Source organism: Hydrogenophaga sp. RAC07, assembly GCF_001713375.1.
Lineage (GTDB): Bacteria > Pseudomonadota > Gammaproteobacteria > Burkholderiales > Burkholderiaceae_C > Hydrogenophaga.
The window spans coordinates 4,364,342-4,387,016 of sequence record NZ_CP016449.1; the positions used below are offsets into that span (position 1 = coordinate 4,364,342).

At 67.0% G+C, this 22,675-nt stretch carries 23 protein-coding genes and 1 riboswitch; of the genes, 13 read left to right on the plus strand and 10 right to left on the minus strand.

The annotated features are described in order from the left end of the window. The first annotated feature begins 38 nt into the window (after positions 1-38). Together BSY239_RS20405 and BSY239_RS20410 are read left to right on the plus strand one after the other, a co-directional pair. Positions 39-530 carry a Crp/Fnr family transcriptional regulator gene (locus tag BSY239_RS20405; RefSeq protein ID WP_069048420.1) on the plus strand — a complete coding sequence of 164 codons (492 nt, stop codon included), beginning with the start codon at positions 39-41 and terminating at the stop codon, positions 528-530. A gap of 100 nt (positions 531-630) precedes the next feature. Continuing rightward, positions 631-1,290, plus strand: coding sequence for a hypothetical protein (locus tag BSY239_RS20410; RefSeq protein ID WP_069048421.1), 660 nt, complete (start codon positions 631-633; stop codon positions 1,288-1,290). 24 nt (positions 1,291-1,314) lie between these two features. On the opposite strand, the gene BSY239_RS20415 is transcribed toward BSY239_RS20410, so the two are convergent. From BSY239_RS20415 to BSY239_RS20425, 3 genes are all read right to left on the minus strand, one after another. Next, positions 1,315-1,860 carry an adenine phosphoribosyltransferase gene (locus tag BSY239_RS20415; RefSeq protein ID WP_069048422.1) on the minus strand — a complete coding sequence of 182 codons (546 nt, stop codon included), beginning with the start codon at positions 1,858-1,860 and terminating at the stop codon, positions 1,315-1,317. Positions 1,861-1,950: 90 nt separating this feature from the next. Then, complete coding sequence (locus tag BSY239_RS20420) at positions 1,951-2,913, minus strand: MBL fold metallo-hydrolase (RefSeq protein ID WP_069048423.1); 963 nt, start codon at positions 2,911-2,913, stop codon at positions 1,951-1,953. Positions 2,914-3,039: 126 nt separating this feature from the next. After that, positions 3,040-5,025 carry a monovalent cation:proton antiporter family protein gene (locus tag BSY239_RS20425; RefSeq protein WP_069048424.1) on the minus strand — a complete coding sequence of 662 codons (1,986 nt, stop codon included), beginning with the start codon at positions 5,023-5,025 and terminating at the stop codon, positions 3,040-3,042. A gap of 72 nt (positions 5,026-5,097) precedes the next feature. Here BSY239_RS20425 and BSY239_RS20430 point away from each other — a divergent pair, with 72 nt between their 5' ends. The 4 genes from BSY239_RS20430 to BSY239_RS20445 are packed head-to-tail and all read left to right on the plus strand — an operon-like array spanning position 5,098 to position 8,140. After that, on the plus strand, positions 5,098-6,096 hold the full coding sequence (locus tag BSY239_RS20430; RefSeq protein WP_069048425.1) for a KpsF/GutQ family sugar-phosphate isomerase: 999 nt from the start codon (positions 5,098-5,100) through the stop codon (positions 6,094-6,096). Further along, positions 6,097-6,660 (plus strand): KdsC family phosphatase, encoded by a 564-nt coding sequence (locus tag BSY239_RS20435; protein ID WP_069048426.1) that lies wholly within the window; start codon positions 6,097-6,099, stop codon positions 6,658-6,660. Next, positions 6,657-7,328 (plus strand): LPS export ABC transporter periplasmic protein LptC, encoded by a 672-nt coding sequence (gene lptC / locus BSY239_RS20440; RefSeq protein ID WP_083240094.1) that lies wholly within the window; start codon positions 6,657-6,659, stop codon positions 7,326-7,328. Before BSY239_RS20435 ends, lptC begins: the two co-directional genes overlap by 4 nt. Positions 7,329-7,333: 5 nt before the next feature. Then, on the plus strand, positions 7,334-8,140 hold the full coding sequence (locus tag BSY239_RS20445; RefSeq protein WP_069048427.1) for an SDR family oxidoreductase: 807 nt from the start codon (positions 7,334-7,336) through the stop codon (positions 8,138-8,140). Positions 8,141-8,256: 116 nt separating this feature from the next. Here BSY239_RS20445 and BSY239_RS20450 read toward each other — a convergent pair whose 3' ends face one another. Both BSY239_RS20450 and BSY239_RS20455 read right to left on the minus strand, forming a co-directional pair. Beyond that, positions 8,257-8,688 (minus strand): RNA recognition motif domain-containing protein, encoded by a 432-nt coding sequence (locus tag BSY239_RS20450; RefSeq protein WP_069048428.1) that lies wholly within the window; start codon positions 8,686-8,688, stop codon positions 8,257-8,259. Between the two features lie 210 nt (positions 8,689-8,898). Next, complete coding sequence (locus BSY239_RS20455; protein WP_069048429.1) at positions 8,899-9,714, minus strand: formate/nitrite transporter family protein; 816 nt, start codon at positions 9,712-9,714, stop codon at positions 8,899-8,901. 51 nt (positions 9,715-9,765) lie between these two features. Next, positions 9,766-9,841, plus strand: a riboswitch (SAM riboswitch). A 66-nt stretch (positions 9,842-9,907) separates the two neighbouring features. On the opposite strand from BSY239_RS20455, the gene metX reads away from it, so the two are divergent. Beyond that, positions 9,908-11,077, plus strand: a complete 1,170-nt coding sequence (gene metX, locus BSY239_RS20460) for a homoserine O-succinyltransferase MetX (RefSeq protein WP_069048430.1) — start codon at positions 9,908-9,910, stop codon at positions 11,075-11,077. Further along, on the plus strand, positions 11,074-11,655 hold the full coding sequence (gene metW, locus BSY239_RS20465) for a methionine biosynthesis protein MetW (RefSeq protein WP_069048431.1): 582 nt from the start codon (positions 11,074-11,076) through the stop codon (positions 11,653-11,655). Before metX ends, metW begins: the two co-directional genes overlap by 4 nt. A gap of 6 nt (positions 11,656-11,661) precedes the next feature. Here the strand turns inward: metW and BSY239_RS20470 are convergent, their stop codons facing one another. Beyond that, entirely contained in the window at positions 11,662-12,342 is a 681-nt protein-coding gene (locus tag BSY239_RS20470) for a transglutaminase-like domain-containing protein (RefSeq protein WP_069048432.1), read from the minus strand. Between the two features lie 211 nt (positions 12,343-12,553). On the opposite strand from BSY239_RS20470, the gene BSY239_RS20475 reads away from it, so the two are divergent. The 5 genes from BSY239_RS20475 (at position 12,554) to BSY239_RS20495 (ending at position 19,043) form a co-directional block, all read left to right on the plus strand. Then, on the plus strand, positions 12,554-13,081 hold the full coding sequence (locus BSY239_RS20475) for a chemotaxis protein CheW (protein WP_156775545.1): 528 nt from the start codon (positions 12,554-12,556) through the stop codon (positions 13,079-13,081). A 48-nt stretch (positions 13,082-13,129) separates the two neighbouring features. Continuing rightward, on the plus strand, positions 13,130-14,929 hold the full coding sequence (locus BSY239_RS20480; protein WP_069048433.1) for a methyl-accepting chemotaxis protein: 1,800 nt from the start codon (positions 13,130-13,132) through the stop codon (positions 14,927-14,929). 28 nt (positions 14,930-14,957) lie between these two features. Next, complete coding sequence (locus BSY239_RS23020) at positions 14,958-16,529, plus strand: methyl-accepting chemotaxis protein (RefSeq protein ID WP_069048434.1); 1,572 nt, start codon at positions 14,958-14,960, stop codon at positions 16,527-16,529. A 113-nt stretch (positions 16,530-16,642) separates the two neighbouring features. After that, complete coding sequence (locus tag BSY239_RS20490) at positions 16,643-18,145, plus strand: M20 family metallopeptidase (RefSeq protein ID WP_069048435.1); 1,503 nt, start codon at positions 16,643-16,645, stop codon at positions 18,143-18,145. Between the two features lie 34 nt (positions 18,146-18,179). Then, positions 18,180-19,043, plus strand: a complete 864-nt coding sequence (locus BSY239_RS20495) for an alpha/beta hydrolase (protein WP_069048436.1) — start codon at positions 18,180-18,182, stop codon at positions 19,041-19,043. A gap of 4 nt (positions 19,044-19,047) precedes the next feature. Here BSY239_RS20495 and BSY239_RS20500 read toward each other — a convergent pair whose 3' ends face one another. From BSY239_RS20500 to BSY239_RS20515, 4 genes are read right to left on the minus strand one after another with little or no spacing between them, the layout of a single operon-like run. After that, entirely contained in the window at positions 19,048-19,545 is a 498-nt protein-coding gene (locus BSY239_RS20500; protein ID WP_069048437.1) for a YidB family protein, read from the minus strand. A 25-nt stretch (positions 19,546-19,570) separates the two neighbouring features. Continuing rightward, positions 19,571-20,746: an MFS transporter gene (locus tag BSY239_RS20505; RefSeq protein ID WP_069048438.1), complete on the minus strand. Its 1,176-nt coding sequence runs from the start codon at positions 20,744-20,746 to the stop codon at positions 19,571-19,573. Next, the gene (locus tag BSY239_RS20510; protein ID WP_069048439.1) at positions 20,743-21,486 is read right to left on the minus strand and encodes a 16S rRNA (uracil(1498)-N(3))-methyltransferase; all 744 of its coding nucleotides are present in this window, start codon (positions 21,484-21,486) and stop codon (positions 20,743-20,745) included. The genes BSY239_RS20505 and BSY239_RS20510 overlap by 4 nt, the downstream gene beginning before the upstream one ends. Beyond that, positions 21,486-22,589 carry an aminoglycoside phosphotransferase family protein gene (locus tag BSY239_RS20515; RefSeq protein WP_069048440.1) on the minus strand — a complete coding sequence of 368 codons (1,104 nt, stop codon included), beginning with the start codon at positions 22,587-22,589 and terminating at the stop codon, positions 21,486-21,488. Before BSY239_RS20515 ends, BSY239_RS20510 begins: the two co-directional genes overlap by 1 nt. Between the last annotated feature and the right edge of the window lie 86 nt (positions 22,590-22,675).

The window sequence follows — 22,675 nt, forward strand, 5'->3', positions numbered from 1 at the left end:
GCTTGCGTGGGGGCGTGGGGCGCGGGTATCTTGACGCGATGCATGTCACACCACCGACATCTCTTCGCTTCGACATCAAGGGCCTGGCCGAGTCCATGCGGCACAGCAGCGCCCTGGACGCGGTGCCCCTGAACCTCACCGACATGCAGTGGCCCATGTTGGCCAACTACCTGCAGCCTGTGGTCTTGCAGCAGGGTCAGGTGCTGATCGAACAAGGGGTGAAGGACCGCACGGTTTACTTTGTCGAGAGCGGCACGCTCACCGTGCACTACGAAGACGACAAGGAGCGCGTTCGCATCGCGGTGGTGGGCTCCGGCTCGTTGCTTGGTGAGGGCGCTTTTTTCAGTCACCTCCCCCGCAGCGCCACGGTGCACGCCGGCAGCGACTGCCGTCTGTGGTGCATGACCCCGCTGCGTTTTCGTGAACTCTCAACCCGCCATCCCGAGGTGGCGCTGGAACTGACGGTGGCGATGTCGGCCGTGCTGGCGCGCCGCATGTACAACAAACCCAAACGGGTGGCGGTCACCTGATGCCAGTGGCTGTGCGGTGAGCGGTCATTCGCCCGAGCAGCACCGGATTCACGCCGCACTTCCGACCCATTCTGTTTCTGGCTTTCTGCATACTTTGACCATGTCCTTCATGAGCTGGCTGCAAGCCAAAAAAACCAATGGGTCGGGCAAAGGGCGTCTGGCGCGAGCGCGCAAGTCGTTCGGCCAGACCACGCTGCCCCTGATCTCGCCCCGCAAGGGCCGTCGCATCCTGCGACGCGAGCAGTTGTTCGGTGTGGTGCGCGAGTCGCTCATTCGCGCCGGGGTGCTGTCCACCAGCTACGAATTCAAGGTGCTCACGCTGGACGCCAACGGAGACTGCTTTCTGGTCCTGATCGATCTGGCGCTGCCCGCCGACGGCATGCCCGACGAGTACCTGCTCGAGATCGAGCGCTGGATCCAGCAAAGCGCCAAGGCCCGCCACGGCATGCTCGTGCGTTCGGTGTATTGGCGCCGCCGCGCCACCCACGATCAGGTGGGTGTGGCCCTGCGCGCCGCGGTGTCGGCGCAGACCCGCCGCGATGCCGAGGTTTTCAATCCCACGGCCATTCCCAAGCCCAACATCGATTCGTCACACGCGCCCATGCAGGCGCTGGGCGATGACGAAGTGGCGGCTTTCCGTGAGGTCCTGCAGTCTGCGGCGAAGCCGGCTTACCCGTCACCCGACGAAGCCAAACTGCCGGTGCCGGAGTCGCACAGCGACTTTGCCGCCCTGAGCGAAACGCAGCACGGCAAGCTCTGACCCTTCTCTGTCGACACGCGACGCTCAGTGTCCCGCGAAGTCGACCAGGGTGAAGAGCTTCAGGCCGGATTCCTTGAGCTTCTGTGAACCGCCCAGCTCGGGCAGGTCGACGATGGCCGCGCCCTCCATCACCTCGGCACCGAGTTTCTCGAGCAAGCGCCGCCCGGCCATCATGGTGCCGCCGGTGGCGATCAGGTCGTCGATCAACACCACCTTGTCGCCGGCCTTGACCGCGTCGGTGTGCAGCTCCACCGTGGCGCTGCCGTACTCCAGCTCGTAGGTTTCCTCCACGGTGGTGAACGGCAGCTTGCCCTTTTTGCGGATCGGCACAAAGCCCACACCCAGTTCGTAGGCGAGCACCGATCCGATGATGAAACCGCGCGCATCCAGCCCGGCCACCACGGTGGGCTTGAGGGCCGGGTCCATGTAGCGGTGCACAAAGGCGTCGATCAGCACACGAAACACATGCGGGTCTTGCAGCAGCGGTGTGATGTCGCGGAACTGCACGCCGGGCGCCGGCCAGTCGGGCACGGTGCGGATGTGGGCTTTGAGGAAGGCGGAGGTGTCCATGGGCGTGGGGTCGTGAGGGTGTGGCCCATTATCGATGGCGCAAAAAAAACCCCGGCGCGAAGGCCGGGGCAGGAGACCATGGCGACCCTGTCAGGCCATGGGTTTGAACTGGTAACCGCTGCCGGATGCCTCCAGCGTGCCGAGTGCGGGGAACGGAAAGTGGAAACCACCCATGGCCATCTTGTCCTTCACCAGCGTGTCGAAGATGCGGCGACGGGTCTGGCGTGCCATCTCGGCGTCCATGTCGAAGGCCACGGCCCAGTCGGGGCTGCGGGCGAACAACGAGGGCACGTTGGTCACATCGGCGGTGTACATGAACGACTGTCCCTCAGAACGGACAGTGAACACCGCCATGCCCGGCGTGTGGCCGAATGCGGCCGACGACTGGATGCCCGGGGCGAGTTCGGCGCCGGGCTCGAACCGCACCAGACGGTCGGCCGGGATCTTGCCGAACACGTTGCGGGCGTTCTGGAAACCACCCTGGGCGGCGGGCGGCGCAGCGGCCATCTTGGCGTCGTCCATCCAGAAGGCCATCTCCGTGGTGGGCACGTGGATCCTGGCTTTGGGAAACATCAGCGAGCCGTCCTTCTTGACCAGGCCGTTGATGTGGTCGCCGTGGAAATGGCTGATGACCACGTGGTCGATGTCCTCGGGCTTGTACCCAGCGGCGGCCATGTTGGTCGCCAGACGACCGGTGGTCGGTGGGCCGTTGTCGGCAAAACCGGTGTCGATCAGGAACTTGGTGTTGCCGCTGACGATGAGGTAGGGCGTGAACGGGATGTCCACGTAGTCGGTCGACAGGTTTTGCGACGCGAGCATGGCCTTGACCTGCTCCAGCGGCGCGTTGCGCACGAACTCTTCACCCAGCGGGCGGCGCAGCGCGCCGTCGTTGATGGCAATGATCTCCATCGCACCCAGCTTCATCTTGCGGAACCCTGGCGTCGGCAGCACCGGCGCGCCGAAGTTGGGGGTGTTTTGCGAGAACACGGACGAGAAGGTCAGCGCAGACGCGCCAGCCACGCCTGCGCCCAGGAACAAACGGCGATCCATCATGAAAACTCTCCGGGTGGGGGGTTGAAAAACCGTGAGCATACATACTGAACGGTCACAACTCATACCCGAGACTCTGAATGCCCACTCACCGTTCGGGGATTTCACCGGTGCGGCGTGGGAGGGGGATCAACCCGAGAGCAGCTTGTCTTCGGCCAGCGCCAGCGCCGGCGCCTTGCCGCTGATCACAAGCGTGTCGCCGCCCTGGAGCACCGTCTCATCCGTCAGCGTCGCAGGCATGCCGCTGGCGTGGCGCAGGCTGACCACCCGCACGCCCACCGCGTGCAGTGCCAGGCTCTCCAGCGTCTTGCCCACATTGCGCCCCGCCGCTGGCAGGGTCACCGTGTTCAGTCGCTCGTGGTCGATTTCGTCGGCGCCGCTGTCGTCGGCACCGTGGAAGTAACCGCGCAGCAGGTTGTAGCGCGCGTCCCGCTGGTCCTGCACCACCCGGATCACGCGGCGCATGGGCACACCCACCAGTGCCAGCGCATGGCTGGCCAGCATGAGGCTGGCCTCGATGGCCTCGGGCACGACCTCGGTGGCGCCGGCCGTGCGCAGCTTTTCCAGGTCGGTGTCGTCCACTGTGCGCACCACCACCGGCACGTTCACCGCCTGCTCGTGCGTGTGGCGCAAGACCTTGAGCGCGCTGGGCGTGTCCAGATAGGTGATGACCACCGCGCTGGCGCGGTGCAGGCCCGCGGCCATGAGCGCCTGCAGCCGTGCGGCATCGCCAAACACCACCGAATGACCGGCGGCGGCGGCCTGGCGCACGCGGTCGGGGTCCAGGTCGAGCGCCATGTAGGGAATGCTCTCGGCTTCGAGCAGGCGCGCCAGGTTTTGCCCGCAGCGGCCATAGCCACAAATGATCACGTGTTTGTCGGCGTTGATGGCCTTGCGCGCGATCGTCGTCATCTGCACCGACTGCATCAGCCAGTCGCTGCCGACCAGCCGGGTCACGATGGTGTTGGCGTACAGGATCACGAACGGCGTGGCCAGCATCGACAGCACCATCGACGCCAGGATGGGGTTGAACAGGGCGGGCGGGATCAGGTTGTTGTTGCCGGCCAGCGTGAGCAGCACCAGGCCGAATTCACCGGCTTGCGCGAGGTACAGGCCGGTGCGCAGCGCCACCCCCATGGGCGCACCGAGCATGCGCGTGAGCCCGGTGATGAGCGCCAGCTTGAAGCCCACCGACAAGGACAGCAGCAGCAACACCAGCGGCCAGCGGTCGAACACCAGGCGCCAGTCCAGCATCATGCCGATGGTGATGAAGAACAGGCCCAGCAACACGTCGTGGAAGGGGCGGATGTCGGTTTCCACCTGGTGCTTGAACTCGGTTTCCGAAATCAGCATGCCGGCCACAAAGGCGCCCAGCGCCAGCGAGAGGCCGGCGTGTTCGGTCAGCCAGGCCAGGCCCAGTGTGATCAGCAGCAGGTTGAGCATGAAGAGCTCGTCGCTCTTGCGCCGCGCCACCAGCGTGAGCCACCAGCGCATCACTTTCTGGCCGCCGGTGAGCAGCAGCCCCAGCAGCACGATGGCCTTGAGCGTGGCCCAACCCAGCGCGGGCAGCAGGTCTTCGGGCGCGGCGGCCAGCGCCGGGATGAGCACCAGCAAGGGCACGACGGCCAGATCCTGGAACAGCAGGATGCCCAACACGCGTTTGCCGTGCTCCGACTCCAGCTCCAGCCGCTCGGCCACCAGCTTGATCACGATGGCCGTGCTGCTCATGGCCATCACGCCGCCCAGCGCCAGCGCGGTCTGCCAGCTGATGTCCCACCAGGTGGGCAAGAGCACAGTCAGCGCCAGCGACGCCAGGGTCGTGATCAGCACGGTGAGCACCACCTGCGAGAGACCCAGGCCGAACACCAGGCGCTTCATCGCGCGCAGCTTGGGCAGGCTGAACTCCAGGCCGATCACGAACATGAGGAAGACCACGCCGAATTCCGCCAGATAGCGGATGCCGCTGGAATCCTGTGCCAGCGCCAGCGCGTTGGGCCCGATCAGCACGCCCACCACCAGATAGCCCAGCATGGGCGGCAGGCGCAGGAACCGGCAAGCCACCACGCCCAGCACCGAGGCCAGCAGATACAGGAGCGCGATGTCGAGCGAGGTCATGCGGCATGTTAACGGCCGGTGCTCTTGCGGCGGGGGCGGCACTGCCGACAGACCCACGGCGATAATCCAGCCATGACCCTGCCCGCCACCTTTGATGCCGCCCGCGCCCTGGCGATGGCCCGTGAGACGCTGAGCATCGAGGCGCAGGCCGTGACAGCCATGGCCCTGCGCGTGAACGACAGCTTTGCCACCGCCGTGGCCACCATGTTGTCGTGCAGCGGCCGTGTGGTCGTCATGGGCATGGGCAAAAGCGGCCACATCGGCCGCAAGATCGCCGCCACGCTGGCCTCCACCGGCACACCCGCGCAATTTGTGCACCCCGCCGAAGCCAGCCATGGCGACCTGGGCATGGTCACCGCCGCCGACGTGGTGCTGGGCATCAGCAACAGCGGCGAGAGCGAAGAACTCACCGCCATCCTCCCGCTCATCAAGCGCATGGGCGTGCCACTGATCGCGCTCACCGGGCGGTCCGGTTCCACGCTGGCGCGCCACGCGCTCGCCGTGCTGGACAGCTCGGTCGACAAGGAGGCCTGTCCACACAACCTGGCCCCAACCGCCAGCACCACCGCTCAACTGGCCATGGGCGACGCGCTCGCCGTGGCCTTGCTCGATGCGCGCGGCTTCAAGGCCGATGACTTTGCCCGCTCGCATCCCGGTGGCGCGCTCGGGCGCAAGCTGCTCACCCATGTGAGCGACGTGATGCGCAGCGGGGACGACGTGCCGCGCGTGAGCCCAGAGGCCAGCCTGATGGAGCTCATGGGCGTCATCAGCGCCAAGGGACTGGGCATGAGCGCGGTGGTCGACGCCGACGACAACGTGCTCGGCATCTTCACCGACGGCGACCTGCGCCGCCTGATTGAAAAGACCGGCAGCAGCGCCGACCTGCGCACCCTGCGCGCGGTCGACGTGATGCACGCCCAGCCGCGCACCGTGCGGGCCGACGCGCTCGCGGTGGAAGCCGCCGGCGTGATGGAAGCCAGCCGCATCACCAGCGTGCTGGTGGTCGATGCGCAGGGTCGTCTCATCGGTGCGCTCAACACCAACGACCTGATGCGTTCGAAAGTGATCTGAATGAACGCCTTGCCCGCCCTGCGCCCGGCGCTGAACTTCGCACCCGACCTGCTGCTGCAGGCGCAGGGCATCCGCGTGGTGTTCCTTGATGTGGACGGTGTGCTCACCGACGGCGGCCTGTACTTCAGCGAGTCGGGCGAAACCCTCAAGCGCTTCCACACCCTGGACGGGCACGGCATCAAGCTGCTGCAGCGCGCCGGCATCACGCCGGCGGTGGTGACCGGCCGCGACTCGGCGGCGCTGCGCGCGCGCCTGAAGGCCCTGGGCGTGGCACACGCGCGCTTCGGCACCGAAGACAAGTGCCCCGCCGCCGAAGAGATCCTGGCCGAACTGGGCCTGGACTGGTCGGCCGCCGCCGCCATGGGCGACGACTGGCCCGACCTGCCCATGCTGCGCCGCGCCGCCCTGGCCTGCGCGCCCTCCACCGCCCATGCCGAGGTGCTGGCCGTGGCGCACCACGTCACCACCCGCCTGCCCGGTGCGGGTGCCGTGCGCGACCTGTGCGACCTGCTGCTCGTGGCCAGTGGTGTCTATGCCCGCGAACTCGAAGCGGCGGCCCGATGAGTCCGTCCGACCCGCTGGACTTTCTGGACACGGTTGATCTGACCGAGCCCGCCGCCCGGCTGCCCAAGCGCAAACCCAAGCTGCTGGACCGCATCTCCATCTACCTGCCCGTGATGCTCATGGGCCTGTTGGCGCTGGCGTCGTATTGGCTGTTGCGCGCCACACCGGCACCAGAAGCGCCGCAGGCAGCACGCCCGGTGAGCAGCGAGCCCGACTATTTCATGCGCGGTTTTTCGGTCAAGGCCTTCGATGCCGACGGTTCGCTCAAATCGGAAGTGCTGGGCGACGAAGCGCGGCACCACCCCGACGACGACCGCATCGAAATCGACAACGCGCGCATCCGCAACATCGGCCCCGAAGGCCGGCCCACCGTGGCCACGGCGAAGCTCGTCACCACCAACGCCGACAACAGCCAGTTCATCCTGCAGGGTGACGCCGTGGTGGTGCGCGAAGCCGCCGTCGGGCCGGACGGCGAGACCTTGCCCCGGCTGGAATTCCGGGGCGAGTACCTCAAGGTGTTCGTCGACCCCGAACGGGTCATCTCCGACCAGCCGGTCACCCTGCTGCGCGGCACCGACCGCCTGGTCGCCAACTCGCTCGACTACCGCGGCGACACCGGCGTGGCCGATTTCAAGGGCCGGGTGAAGGCCCAGCTGATTCCCCGCTGAGCGCCATGTCGAACCCACATTCCCCAGCGCCATTGGCATTCATCACCGGCGCTTCCAGCGGCATCGGCCAGGCCCTGGCGGCCCGCTTTGCCCGCAGCGGCTACCGGCTCGCCCTGGTGGCGCGGCGCACCGCCGACATGCAGGCCTTTGCCGATGCCCACGGCTGGGGCCCCGACCGCTGCCGCGTCTATGGTGCCGATGTGGCCGACATCCAGAGCATCGTGGCCGCGGGGCAGGCGTGCCTGGCAGCACAGGGCGTGCCCGACGTGGTGGTGGCCAACGCGGGTGTGAGCATCGGCATGGACACGCGCGAACGCGACGACCTGGACGTGATGGCACGCACCTTCGCACTCAACAACACCGGTGTGGCCGCCACCTTCCACCCGTTCGTGGCGGCCATGGCCGCGCGCGGCAGCGGCGCGCTGGTGGGCATCGCCAGCGTGGCCGCCATCCGCGGCCTGCCCGGGCACGGCGCGTACTGCGCGAGCAAGGCTGCCGTGGTGGCGTATTGCGAGAGCTTGCGTGGTGAACTGCGCGGCAGTGGCGTGTCGGTGGTGACCTTGTTGCCCGGCTACGTGGACACCCCGCTGACGCGCGAGAACCGCTATGCCATGCCGTTCCTGTTGAGCCCGGAGACCTTTGCCGACCGGGCGTTTGATGCCATCGTGGGCGGCGTGAGCTACCGCGTGATTCCGTGGCAGATGGGCGTGGTGGCCAAGTTGCTGCGCCTGTTGCCCAACGCCTGGTTCGATCGCGCCCTGGCGGGTCGAGCGCGCAAGCACCGCCAAGGCGGGGGCAAGAGCGACGCTTGACTAGACCGCTTTTGCAGCGCCCATGAAAAAAGCCCTGGGGCCATGCCGCAGGGCTTTTTGTCCTGGCTGATCAGCGAATCCTCAGACTCGCTGCATCGAGCTGATCGGGTAGTCGATCAGTAGCCGCCACGGCCACCGCCGCCGCCGCCACCTTCACGACGGCCACCGCCACCGCCGCCACCACCGTAGGGGCTGCGGAAGCCGCCGTCGCTGCCGCCACCGCCGCCGCCACCACCGTAGCCGCCGCCGCCACTGCGGCCGCCGCCGAAGCCGCCGCCACCGGAGCGGGGAGGACGGGCTTCCATCGGACGGGCTTCGTTCACCACCAGGCTGCGACCGCCCAGGGACTGGCCGTTCATGCCTTCAACAGCGGCTTGCGCTTCGGCATCGTTGCCCATTTCGACAAAGCCGAAACCTTTGGAGCGGCCGGTATCGCGCTCCATCATGACTTTGGCGCTGTTGACCGAGCCATAAGCGCTGAATGCTTGCTGCAGGTCTTCGTCGCGGACGGTGTATGGCAGGTTGCCAACGTACAGTTTGTTGCCCATGTTCGGGACTCCTAATAACACTGATGAAAATAGCGATGGAGCCCCGTTAGCACACAAAACCTGTAGCACGCGAAACCGACCGATCACTTGTCAAAACGAGCGCCTTGGGCGCTCGCCAGAGGATTATGCGCGCAGCGCCGCGAAAACAGTAACTATTTTTCAGGACGCTCCCGCCCCTTTTGGCCCCGACGCGGCTGAACAACACCGAGCTCAAGACGAGGGGCGGCGACGGTAGATCAGGTGATAGGCCAGGCCCACGAGGACGCTTCCGCCCATCAGATTGCCGGCGATCACCGGCAGCAGGTTGCCCGCCATGCCCGCCCAGGTCACCGCGTTGGCGCCGGCGCTGTCGGAAGCCTGAACCAGCATGGCCAGGGGAAACAGGTACATGTTGGCGATGCTGTGCTCGAACCCGGCCGCCACAAAGGTGGTGACGGGAAACACCACGGCAATGGCCTTGTCGACCACACTGCGCCCCGCCATCGCCATCCAGACGGCCAGGCACACAAGCACGTTGCACAGCATCCCGCGAAAGAACGCCTCGGACCACGGCAGGGCTTGTTTGGCCAACGCGATGCGCACCACCTGTTCCCCGATCGCGCCACCGTTCATGGCGGTGTGGCCGCTCGCATGCACGAGCAATGCGAGCCCTGCGGCACCCACGAAATTGGCGGCACAGACCAGCAGCCAGTTGCGCAACAGCTCGCGGGTGCTGATCTGCCGGTCGGCCCAGGCCATGGCCAGCAGGTTGTTGCCGGTGAAGAGTTCGGCGCCGGCCACCACCACCAGCATCAGCCCAAGCGAAAACACCAGGCCACCGAGCAGCTGCCCGGTGGCAAAGCCCAGGCCCGGGTCGGATTTGACGATCACGAAGAACAGCGAGCCCAAGCCGATGAAGGCGCCGGCCAGAACGCCCAGCAGGCACAGTGGCAGCGTGGCCATGCGCGCCTTGGCCACGCCCACACTTTCCACGCGCTGGGCCACTTCGCGCGGCGCATAGGCATCGAGTCCGTAGAGTTCCGACATGGCGGGTGGAGGTGTTGGGAGCCGCGGGATCGGGCGCTTCAATTTATACTGTCAAATGACAGCGCCGATTTGTTCCGAATTGCGGGCGCTTTAAAAATGCCGCTAAAGAAGAGACTCCTGGTCCAGCTTCCCGGTCTCGCTCTTGGCGGCATCGGGATTTTTTTCGGGCGCGCGCCGCCCACAGGACACCAGATTGATCGTCACGCCCCAAACGTTCCGGTTCACCGAACCGCTGCCGCTGCGCAGCGGCGCCAGCCTGCCCGCCTACGAACTCGTGGTGGAGACCTACGGCACCCTCAACGCCGAGCGCTCCAACGCGGTCCTCATCTGCCACGCGCTCAATGCATCGCACCATGTGGCGGGCCGGCACGCCGACGAACACGGCAAGCCGATGCCGCGCAGCGAAGGCTGGTGGGACAACATGATCGGACCCGGCAAGCCGGTGGACACCGAGCGCTTCTTCGTGATCGGCGTGAACAACCTGGGCTCGTGTTTCGGCTCCACTGGCCCCACCCACATCAACCCGGCCACGGGAGCGCCCTGGGGTGCGGACTTTCCGGTGGTCACGGTGGAAGACTGGGTGGACGCGCAGGCACGGCTGCTCGACGCCATGGGCATCCAGACCCTGGCCGCCGTGATGGGTGGCAGCCTGGGCGGCATGCAGACCCTGAGCTGGACCCTGCAGTACCCCGACCGTGTGCGCCACGCGGTGGTGGTGGCCAGCGCGCCCAACCTCACGGCCGAGAACATTGCTTTCAATGAGGTGGCGCGCCGCGCCATCGTGACCGACCCCGATTTCCATGGCGGCCACTACCTGCGCGAGGGCACCCTGCCCCGGCGCGGCCTGCGCATCGCCCGCATGATCGGCCACATCACGTACTTGAGCGACGACGTGATGAACGAGAAGTTTGGACGCAGCCTGAGGTCGAGCAACGACGCCGATCCGACAGCGGCGGCCGAACTGGCCTACCGCTACACCACCCAAGATGTGGAGTTCCAGATCGAGAGCTATCTGCGGTACCAAGGCGACAAGTTCAGCGAGTACTTCGATGCGAACACCTACCTGCTCATCACCCGCGCGCTGGACTACTTCGACCCCGCGCGCGAGCACGACGGCAATCTGAGTGCCGCGCTGGCGAAGGCGCGCGCAAAGTTCCTGCTGGTGAGCTTCACCACCGACTGGCGCTTCTCGCCCAAGCGCAGCCGCGAAATCGTCAAGGCCTTGCTGGAGAACCGGCGCGACGTGAGCTACGCCGAGATCGATGCGCCGCACGGGCACGACGCCTTCTTGCTCGACGATCCGCGCTACCTCAACGCGGTGCGCGCCTACTTTGACCAGACCATCGCGGGAGGTTTGACATGAGCGATACCCGCCTGATGGAATCCATCGCCCGCCTCGTGCCGCCCGGCTCGCGCGTGCTCGACCTGGGCTGCGGCGACGGCGCCATGCTGGCCCACCTGCAGGCCACGCGCGCCTGCAGCGGCTACGGGGTGGAGATCGACGACGCCAAAGTGCTGGCCTGCGTGCGCCGCGGTGTGAACGTGTTGCAGCTCAACCTGGAAGACGGCCTGAGCACCTTCGGCGACAACGCGTTTGACGTGGTGCTGCAGATCGACACGCTGCAACACCTGCGCAATGCCGAAACCATGCTGCGCGAGACGGCGCGCGTGGGCCGCATCGGTGTGGTGGCCTTTCCCAACTTCGCCCACTGGCCCAACCGGCTGGCCGTGGTGCAGGGCCGCATGCCGGTGACCAAGCGCCTGCCCTACCAGTGGTACGACACGCCCAACATCCGCGTGGGCACGCACGCCGACTTCGAGGTGCTGGCCCGGCGCAACGGTCTGACCATCGAGAAAAGTTTCGGCCTGCACGAGGGCGAAGAAGTGCACCGCTGGCCCAATCTCATGGCCAGCACGGCCGTCTTCAGGTTCACGACCTGAGCCGGTTCAGGCGCGCGCGGCCTCCCGCGCCGCGTCGGCTGCAAAGTCGCCTTCGATCCGCTGGTCCGCGGTGATCGACGGGTAGACCTCGGCAAACACGGTCCGGATCTGCTCCAGTGGCAGATCGTCGAAGCTGCCGTGATCGTTCACGTACTCCATGTGCTGGCGGCCCGCGCGGTCGAACGCGTGGTACAGCGAATCGTGCACGCCGTCGAACTCGAGCGGCAGCAGGCCGAACTTGTCGCACAGCTCGATGTTGAAGGCCGGCGTGGCCTTGCGCCAGGCGCCCTCGATCCACAACTCGGTGTAGCCATGCCAGGCGAAGACGTCGGTCTTCATGGTCTGGCGCAGCTTTTCGGTGGAGAGGTGGTTCTTCACGTCGGCAAACCCCAGCCGCGCCGGAATGCCTGCCGCACGCGCCACCGCTGCCAGCAGCACCGCCTTGGGCACACACCAGCCGAAGCCTTGCGCCAGCACGGTGCTGGCGGTCATGCCGTGGTCGGACAGGTCGATGCGGTAGGGGTCGTAGCGCACCTGGTCGCGCACCGCGAGGTAGAGCGCCACCGCCTTTTCCCGGTCGTCTGCGCCTTGCGCATGGGTCTGCGCAAACGACACGACGGCGGGGTGGTCGCTGTTGATCTGGGGCGTGGCTGACAGGTGTTGGGGCGTGGGGCGGGCGGTGGGCATGGGTGCAAGTTAGCAGACACCGCGGATCGCTGGCGACGCGTGCGGGACTGAACGCCAAGGCGCACACCGCCGACCTGTTGTTTGCACTTAAGTACTGCGTCGCGCCTCAAGCAGCGGGAATGGACACGCTTTGTCCGCTTTTTTCCGACTTCAGCCCGCGCCCGGCCGGCCGATATTCCATGGACCAACCCGAAAAACCGAGGACCAACCCATGGACATGCGCAACGAAGCCAGCCACATCGCCCGCCACGACAGCGCCCGCGCAGCGGCCGCACAAAAGGCCAGCGCCGAATTTCTGACCTTCCGCCTGGGCGGTGAGGAATACGGCATCGACATCCTGCGCGTGCAGGAAATCCGCTCCTACGAAGAGCCCACCCGCATTGCGAACGCACCCTCGTTCATCAAGGGCGTGGTCAACCTGCGCGGCGTCATCGTTCCCGTGGTGGACCTGCGCATCAAGCTCGGTTGCGACAAGGTGGAATACAACGGCTTCACCGTCGTGATCGTGCTCAATGTGCACGGCCGCGTGGTCGGTGCGGTGGTCGATTCGGTGTCGGACGTGCTTGAACTTGCTGGCGAGCTGATCAAGCCCGCACCGGAGATGAACACCAACGTGGACACCAGCTTCATCACCGGCATCGCCAGCGTGGGTGAACGCATGCTGATCCTGATGGACATCGAAGCCCTCATGTCGAGCACCGACATGGGCCTGATGGACACCACCCAGTCCCTTCAGTAAGCGCGCCGGCGGCAGCGCTTCCTTTTTCATTTTTGCAGGAGACACATCATGTTCAACCGCCTCAAGATCGGCCAACGCCTGACGCTCGGCTTCGCCAGCGTGCTCGTGCTGCTGGTGGCACTCACGGCCCTGGCCTGGACCAGCCTGCAGGCCGCGCATGAGGCCACTGCAAAAGTGATCGAGATGGAGCACCGTTCTTCGGCGATGGAGGAGTGGCTGGCGAGCACCCGCCTGAACATCAACCGCGTGCTCGGCGTAGCCAAGTCGGGTGCGAATCCGGAGGTGGACGCCTACTTCAAACCCCTGATCGCTCAGACCACCGAGCGCATCAACGAGGTACAGAAAGATCTCGACGCCGCGATCACCAGTGAGCGAGGTAAGGCCTTGCTCAAGGACATCTCCGAGCGTCGCGCCGAATACATTGCCGTGCGCAAGACCTACTTCGACACACTCAAGGCTGGCGACACCGCGGTGGCGGCGCAGCAGCTGGATACGGCGCTGTTGCCGGCGGCCAACCGCTACACCGACACCATGGGGGAACTGCAGAAGTACCAGCGCGAGCTGGTCACGGCGGCCGTGGCCGCCTCTGAACAGACAGTCAACCGCCAGTCGATGTCCATGTTGGCCCTGGCGGCGCTGGCTGTTGTGCTGGCCTCGCTGGTGGCGTGGCGCATCACGGTGTCGGTCACCGCACCGTTGCACGAGGCCGTGGGCATTGCTTCGGCGGTGGCTGCGGGCGACCTGAACGGTCACGTGCAGACCACCCGCAAGGACGAACTCGGCGACCTGCTCCACGCGTTGGCGGCAATGAAGACCTCGCTGATCCAGACTGTGGGCCAGGTGCGCAGCGCCACCGACAGCATCAACACCGCGTCGTTTGAGATTGCCTCGGGCAACCAGGACCTGAGCGCGCGCACCGAACAGGCGGCGAGCAACCTGGAAGAGACCGCGGCGAGCATGGAACAACTCACCAGCACCGTGCGCCAGAGTGCGGACGCTGCGCGCCAGGCCAACCAGCTGGCCGCCAGCGCCGCGGAGATCGCCGTGCGCGGTGGTCAGGTCGTGGGCCAGGTGGTCACGACCATGGACGAGATCAACCACAGCAGCAAAAAGATCAGCGACATCATCGGTGTCATCGACGGCATTGCTTTCCAGACCAACATCCTGGCCTTGAACGCCGCGGTGGAAGCGGCGCGCGCCGGCGAACAGGGCCGGGGCTTCGCGGTGGTGGCCGGAGAAGTGCGCAACCTCGCGCAGCGCAGCGCCGAGGCGGCCAAGGAAATCAAGACCCTGATCGGAGCCAGCGTGGACCGCGTGGAAGCGGGCTCCCGGCTGGTGGCCGACGCGGGCCAGACCATGAGCGAGATCGTGGGTTCGGTGCAGCGCGTCTCCGACATCATTGGCGAGATCACGGCGGCCGCTGGCGAGCAGAGCGACGGCATTGGCCAGGTGAACGTGGCGGTGACGCAGCTTGACCAGATGACGCAGCAGAACGCCGCGCTGGTGGAAGAGAGCGCGGCGGCGGCCGAGAGCCTGAAAGACCAGGCCAGCCGTTTGACCGAAGTCATCAAGATCTTCCGCATCGACGCTGCGCATGCCTACAGCGCCCCGGCCGCGGCTGCGGCGGTGGCGGCCAAGCCGGCCAGCACCTTCAAGCCGGTGGCTCACAAGCCTGCCAGCCTCAAACCCGCCAACCTCGCCTTGGGCGCCCCCAAGGTGGTGGCCTCCAAGGCGGCTGCACCCTCCGAGCCGTCGCGTCCAGCGGCGGCCCCGGTGGCTGCGCGCCCTGCGCCCGCTGCCCGACCCGCGGTGGCCGCCGGCGCCGAAGGCGACTGGGAAAGTTTCTGATCTGCGACCCGATACAAGAAGACAAACCATGCAAGCCTTGATGCGACAGTTCTCCATCCGCACCCGAATGATGGGCGCCATCGGCGTCGTTCTGGTCCTGCTGACCATGATCGGCGGCGCCGGCCTGTGGGGCATGAACCGCCTGCACGCCCTCAGCGTGGAGTTTGTCGATCACGCCTTTGAAGAGACGCTGACCTTGTCGCGTCTGCAAGTGGCGCTGGGCGACATGGGCCGGTTCGAGAAGGACATGATCATCGGCTATGAGAAGCCCGAGGAAGTGGCCAAGGCCAAGACCCAGTGGCAGGGCGCGCGCGACGCGGCCCTGCAGCAGATGGACCACATGCTGGAGGGCGAAGAAGACGGCGACAACACCGTGGTGCGCGAGATGAAGGACCAGCTCACGGCCTACGGCAACGCGGTGGAGCCGGTCACGCGCCAGCTGGCCGACAACGGCTACGACACCGCCACCGTGGCCAACCGCATGCTGGCGCGCGCGCACGAGCAGTACGCCGGCATCCTGGTCAACCTCAAGCGGGTGGAAGAGGTGCTCAAGGTGGAGGCCGCCACCCTGCAGCTGGAAGAGAAAGACATCAACGCCCAGATCCTGCTGATCTTCGGCATTGCCGTGGCGCTGGCCGCGCTGATCGTGGTGCCCACGACGCTGTCCAACATGCAGAGCATCTGCCAGCCGCTGGATGAAGCGCAGCGCGTGGCCACAGCCATCACCAACGGCGACCTGACCCAGACGGTGCACGTGGTCGGCAAGGACGAACTTGCGGCCCTCATGCAGGCCCTGGGCGGCATGCAGGCCTCGCTCTCGCGCATCGTGGGCGAGGTGCGCAACAGCACCGACAGCATCGGCACCGCCAGCGAAGAGATCGCCAGCGGCAACCAGGACCTGAGCGCCCGCACCGAGCAGGCCGCCAGCAACCTGCAGCAGACGGCAGCCAGCATCGACCAGATCAACAGCACCGTGCGCCAGAGCGCGGACTCGGCGCGCCAGGCCACGCAGATGGCGGTGGCCAACGCCGAGGTGGCGGTGCGCGGCGGCCAGGTGGTGAGCCAGGTGGTCACCACCATGAACGAGATCAACCAGAGCAGTCAGAAGATCGGCGACATCATCGGCGTCATCGATGGCATTGCGTTCCAGACCAACATCCTCGCGCTCAACGCCGCGGTGGAAGCGGCGCGCGCCGGCGAGCAGGGCCGCGGCTTTGCCGTGGTGGCGGCCGAGGTGCGCAGCCTTGCCCAGCGCAGCGCGCAGGCCGCCAAGGAGATCAAGGTGTTGATTGAAGCCAGCGTTGGCAAGGTCGAGACCGGTTCTCGCCTGGTGACCCAGGCCGGCAGCACCATCAGCGAGATCGTGGCCAACGCCGAAAAGGTCTCTGCCTTCATCAGCGACATCACCACCGCCGCCCAGGAGCAATCGCAAGGCATTGGCCAGGTCAACGCCGCCGTGAGCCAGCTCGACCAGATGACGCAGCAGAACGCCGCGCTGGTGGAACAAAGTGCGGCTGCGGCCGAGAGCCTGAAGGACCAGGCCAGCCGCCTGGCCGGGGTCGTGCGGGTGTTCCGCCTGGCGGGTTCGGCACACGCCTGAGGCCCCTGACGCGATTGACCAGCTTGGGCAGGAGCGGCAGGGGGATGCCGCTCTGCCTATACTGTTCCGGGTAACGCCCCGGTCTTCGCGGGGCGCCCGCTGGAGACTGCCGCATGAACGCCCGCCTGCCCCACGCACTGCCCCCGCTCGATCCCCTGGCCTTGCAGGCCCACATCGAATCCGCCTGGCAGCACACCATCATCCCCGAGCTGGTGCGCTACATCGAGGTGCCGGCCAAGTCCCCCGCGTTCGATCCCGACTGGGCCCGCCACGGCCTGCTGGACCGCGTGTTGCGCGGCGCGGCCGACTGGGTGCGAGCGCAGAAGGTCGAGGGCCTCACGCTGGAGGTGATCCAGCTCAACGACGCCCACGGTGTGCCGCGCACGCCGGTGCTGTTCTTTGAAGTGCCCGCTTGCGCCGGCAAAGACGGCACGCCAGCGCCGGCCTCGGGCCAGACCGTGCTGATGTATGGCCACCTGGACAAGCAGCCCGAGTTCACCGGCTGGCGCAGCGACCTGGGCCCCTGGACGCCCAAGATCGACAACGGCAAGCTCTATGGCCGTGGCGGCGCTGACGACGGCTACGCGGTCTACGCCAGCATTGCCGCCCTGCAGGCGCTCAAGGCGCAGGGCGCGGCGCACCCGCGCATCGTCGGCCTGATCGAAACCTGCGAAGAAAGTGGCTCGGGCGACCTGCTGCCCTACGTGGACGCGCTGCGGACACGACTGGGCGATGTCGGCCTGGTGATCTGCCTGGACAGCGGTGCCGGCAACTACGACCAGCTCTGGCTCACCACCAGCCTGCGCGGCATGGCCAGCGGTGTGCTCAAGGTCGAAATCCTCACCGAGGGCATCCACTCCGGTGACGCCTCGGGCCTGGTGCCGTCGAGCTTTCGCATCATGCGGCAGGTGCTGGACCGTCTGGAAGACAGCGCCACCGGCCGCCTGCTGCCGGCCAGCTTCCACTGCGAGGTGCCGGCCGAGCGCGTGGAGCAGGCGCGCGCCACCGCCGCCATCCTCGGCGACGAAATCTACAAACGCTTCCCCTGGGCCCACCACGACTGCGGGGGCTCCACCGTGTTCGCGCTGCCCACCACCACCGACCCGGTGGACGCGCTGCTCAACCGCACCTGGCGGCCCACGCTCTCCGTGACCGGCGCCGACGGTTTCCCCGAGCTGCGCAACGCCGGCAACGTGTTGCGCCCCTACACCGCGTTCAAGCTCAGCCTGCGCCTGCCGCCCCTGGTGGATGCTCCCCAGGCCGTGCAGGAACTCAAGGCCCTGCTGGAAGACAACGCCCCCTACCAGGCCAAGGTGACCTTTGAAGGTGAAGGCGCGGCCAGCGGCTGGAACGCACCGGCCACCACGCCCTGGTTCGAGCAGGCCCTGCAAGACGCCTCGCAGGCGCACTTTGGTGCCGGCTGCGGCACCATCGGCCAGGGTGGCACCATCCCGCTCATGAACATGCTCAGCAAGGGCTTCCCCACCGCGCAGATGATGGTGTGCGGTGTGCTCGGCCCCAAGAGCAACGCACACGGCCCGAACGAATTCCTGCACCTGGACTACGCGCAACGCCTGACCGCCACCGTGGCGCAAGTCATTGCCCGCATGCCCTGAGCACGATCCGTTTCATCACCACCCCAGTGCCGACATGACCGACACGACCCAGGCGCCCTTCACCCTGCGCGACGGCCTCAACGTGGCCTTGTACGACTGGCCGCTGCCGATGCGCCGACGCCCGCGCGGCGTGGTGCTCATCGTGCACGGTCTGGGCGAACACGCCTGGCGTTACGACGCGGTGGCGCGCCGCCTCAACGACTGGGGTTTTGTGGTGCGCGCCTACGACCAGCGCGGCCACGGTGACTCGGGCGGCGCTCAGGGCACGCTGCCCGAGGACGACACACTGCTGGAAGACCTGGACGAGGTGCTGGACGACACGCGTCGCCACATCGCCGAGCCGTGGTCGTGTCCGCTGATCCTCATGGGCCACAGCATGGGTGGCCTGGTGTCGGCCACCTTCGTGCAGCGTGGTCTCGGCAAGGTGGATGGCCTGGTCTTGTCGTCGCCCGCGCTCAATGCCGGCATCGGCGCGCTGCAGCGCAAGTTCATCGGGCTGCTTTACCGCTACGCGCCCAACAAGACCCTGTCCAACGGGCTGGACGCGAGCAAGATCTCGCACAACCCGGCCACCGTGGCGGCCTACGAAAAAGACCGCCGCGTGCACGACCGCATCTCGGCGCGACTGGCGCATTTCATCGACAGCAACGGACCGCGCGTGCTGGCCGCGGCACCCGGCTGGAGCGTGCCCACCTTGCTCATGTACGCGGGCGATGACCACCTGGTGAAACCCGAAGGCAGCCGCGCGTTTGCGGCGGCCGCACCGCGCAACACCGTGCACGCCCAGGCCTTCGAAGGCCTGTACCACGAGATCTTCAACGAGGCCGATCCTTCGGCCGTGTTCGGCACGCTCAAGGCGTGGCTGGACGTGCAGGCCCCGCTGCCCCGGGCCGCCTGAGGCTTTAGCGACGCGGCTGCATCAGGCCGCCGAGCATGCCCATGAGGTCGCCTGGCGCCGGGTTGTCCTGGCCACCGAGCAAGGCGCCGAGTGCACCCAGGCCGTTGTCGGCGGGCACCTGCCCTTGCGGTGTGAGTTGGTCGACGAGGCCGGGCAGGAGATCGGCCAGGGTGGTGGACGCCTGGTCCCGGTTGCCACCGAGCTGGGCCGCAATCATGCCCATGAGATCGGGGCCGAGGGCCTCGCCGAGCTGGTCGGGATTCACCGGCTGGTTGACGCCGGTCCCCACCCAGGATTGCGCTGCCTCACCCAGGCCAGCGGACTGCAGCCTGGCCAGCAGCCCTTTCAGGCCACCTGCGTTGTTGAGCAAGGTGCTCACCAGGGTGATCAGCAGCTGCGGATTCAGCCCGCCTGCAGCGCCCGCCGGGGCGCCACCCGTGCCGCGCTGGGCACCCATGGCGGCTTCGGTGGCCGCGCCGATCAAAGAGTCCAGCAGTCCCATGGCATGTCTCCGTGAAGCCGTTGATTCAATTGAGATTGTGGGCCTGGCGACCGCGCCACGCAAGCCAGACCAGGGCCAGGGCGGTGAGTGCCAGCGGCAGCAATGAACCCAGGTTCAACCACTGCCAGCCCTGCGTGGTCACCAGCGCGCCCGAGGCGAACGAGGTCAGCGCCATGGTGGCGAACACGCAGAAATTGATGGCCGCCTGCGCGCGGTCTTTTTCTTCCGGCCGGTACGACTGCAGCGAGAGCGTGGTGCTGGCGGTGAAGAGGAAGTTCCAGCCCACACCGAGCAGGAACAGGGCGATCAGGAACTGCTGCAGTTCCACGCCCGAGAGTGCAATGGCCACGCAGATCACGTTGAGCGCCACCCCCGTGCCCATGATGCTGAGCACGCCGAACCGTTTGATGAGGTGCCCGGTGAAAAAGCCCGGCGCGAACATGCCGATCACGTGCCATTCGAGCACCAGCGCGGCGTCTTCAAACGGAAATCCGCAGACCTGCATGGCCAGCGGTGTCGCCGCCATCAGCAGGTTCATCACACCATAGCCCAGCGCGGCGCCGGCCGTGGCGACGATGAACACCGGCTGGCGCATGATCACGCTCAACGGTCGGCCCGCGTCGGCGCTGGCGGTTTTGGGTGGCACCGGGGGGAAACGCACAAAAGCCATCACCGCCATGGACACCAGGGCGACCACCGCCAGCGACACATAGGCGCCCACGAACGGCACGTCGAACAGGCTGCGGGTGCGGCTGGCCAGGTTGGGCCCGAGCACCGCGCCCACCAGCCCGCCAGCGAGCACCAGCGAGATGGCTTTTTCGCGGAACGCCGGCGCGCTGAGTTCGGCCGCCGCAAAGCGGTAGAGCTGGCCGTTCGCGCTGTAGTAGCCGGCGATCACGGTGGCGGCCACCAGCAGCCAGAAGTTGTGCGTCATCACCGCCCAGGCACACAACAAGGCCGAGGCCAGCGCCACCAGCAGCCCGATCTGGAACGACACCTTGCGCCCGAACGCACTCTGGGTGCGCGCGACCAGTGGCGTGGACAGCGCTCCACCCACCACGTAGCCCATCACCGGCAGGGTGGCCATCCAGCCCAGCGGCGCGATCGACAGGCCCACCAGACCGTTGATGGCGATGAACACCACGTTGTTGGTGAGAAACAGGCCTTGCGCGGCAGCGAGCAGCCAGAGGTTTTTGTTCATGGGACGGACGCTGTTGCGACGACCAAGGCCGCCAGCGCCGCCGTCTCGGCCCGCAGCACGCGCGGGCCCAGGGTCACGGGGATGAAGCCTGCAGCGCGGGCCTGGGCGTCTTCCTGCGGGTTCAGGCCACCTTCGGGGCCGCTGAGGAAGCACACGGGCGTGTCGCTGGACACCGCCTGCAGGGCTTGGGCGAGCGGCTGTGTGCCATCGGCCAGCGAGAGCAGGCAGCGCAGTTCGGGCGCTGTGGCGTTCACCGGCGGCAGGGCCTTGAGCCAGGTGGCGAAGTCGGCCACGGGTTGGACGGAGGGCAGGCGGTTGCCGCCGCACTGTTCACACGCCGCCATGGCCACCGACTGCCAGTGCGCCTGTTTCTTGGTGGCGCGCTCGCCAGAGAGCCGCAACACGCTGTGCGCGGTGTGCAGCGGCTGCAGACCGGTCACACCGATTTCGGCGGCTTTCTCCACCAGCCAGTCCATGCGGTCGTTGGCGGGCATGCCCATGGCGAGTGTCACGGCGCGGCCCGGTTCGCGTTCGGCTGCGGCGTGGGTGCCGACGGTCACGTCCACGTCGGAGCGGCCCATGCGGGTGATGGTGGCACTCCACTCACCGCCCTCGCCGTTGAAGAGCGTGATGGTCTGCCCGGGTTGCAGGCGAAGCACCTGCACATGGCGCGCGGCGGACGCGGGCAGGCTCAGGCTTTGGCCGGCGTGCAGCGGCGCGGGGCAGTGAAAGCGCGGCATCAGAGGCGCCCGAAGGCGTAGCCGGATGCGGCCTGCAGGCCCTCGACCTCGTCGATCAGTTGCAGGAAGGGGCCCAGCGCCCGGTAGCGGTGCGCGGTGTGGCGGATGTAGCCGATGAAACGCGGCGCATCGGCCAGGTATTTCGGCTTGCCGTCGCGCAGCGTGAGGCGCGCGAAGATGCCGGCCACCTTCAGGTGGCGCTGCAGACCCATCCATTCGACCGAGCGGTAGAAGGCGCCGAAGTCGGCGTGCCAGTCTTCGAAGTCCATCAAGCCGGCCTTGCGCGCCTTTTCCCAATAGCGCACGGTCACGTCGATCACGAAGTCCTCGTCCCAGGTGAGGAAGGCATCGCGCATGAGGCTGGCGATGTCGTAGGTGATGGGGCCGTGCACCGCGTCCTGGAAGTCGAGCACACCGAGCTGCTGGGCGGGCGTCTCACCGGGCTCTCGTGGCAGCATCAGGTTGCGCGGCATGAAGTCGCGATGCACATAGACGCTCGGAGCGTTGAGGTTGTGCGCGACGATCGAGTCGAAGGCCTTCTGCAAGGTGTTGGACTGCGTGGCGTTCAACGCAAACTGTTTGTGCTGCTGCAGGTACCAGTCAGGAAACAACTGCAGTTCGCGGCGCAGCAGGGCTTCGTTGTAGGACGGCAGCACGCCCGGTTTTGATGACAGCTGCCACGCCAGCAGCGCGTCCAGCGCCTGCATGTAGCGTCCGTGATTGGCTTGTGCATTGTCGGGGTCGATGCCGTCGAGCATGGTCCGGTGGCCCAGGTCGCTCAGCAGCATGAAGCCCTGCGGTTCGTCCCACGCCAGCACCTCGGGAACCAGCAGGCCGGCCTCGCGCATGAGCGTCGCCACGTGCACAAAGGGCTGGCAGTTCTCGTGCGCGGGTGGAGCGTCCATCACGATGAGGCTGTGCCCGCCCTGCGTGTCGATGCGCAGGTAACGCCGGAAGCTGGCGTCGGCCGAGGCCGCGCGCAGGGTCGTGGGGAGCAAACCCAGCCGGTCGGTGAGCGGGCGCAGCCAGGCCGAAAAAGAGGCCTCGCGTTGGGGATCGGCCCACTCGACGGCGGTGTTGGCGGCGGTGTTGGACGGGGTCATGGTGGAGGGTGTTTTTGCGCCGCTGGTCAACGTGCCGCGCGCGGGATGGCGCAGTGGATAATGGCCGTTGATTCTACAAACCCCCT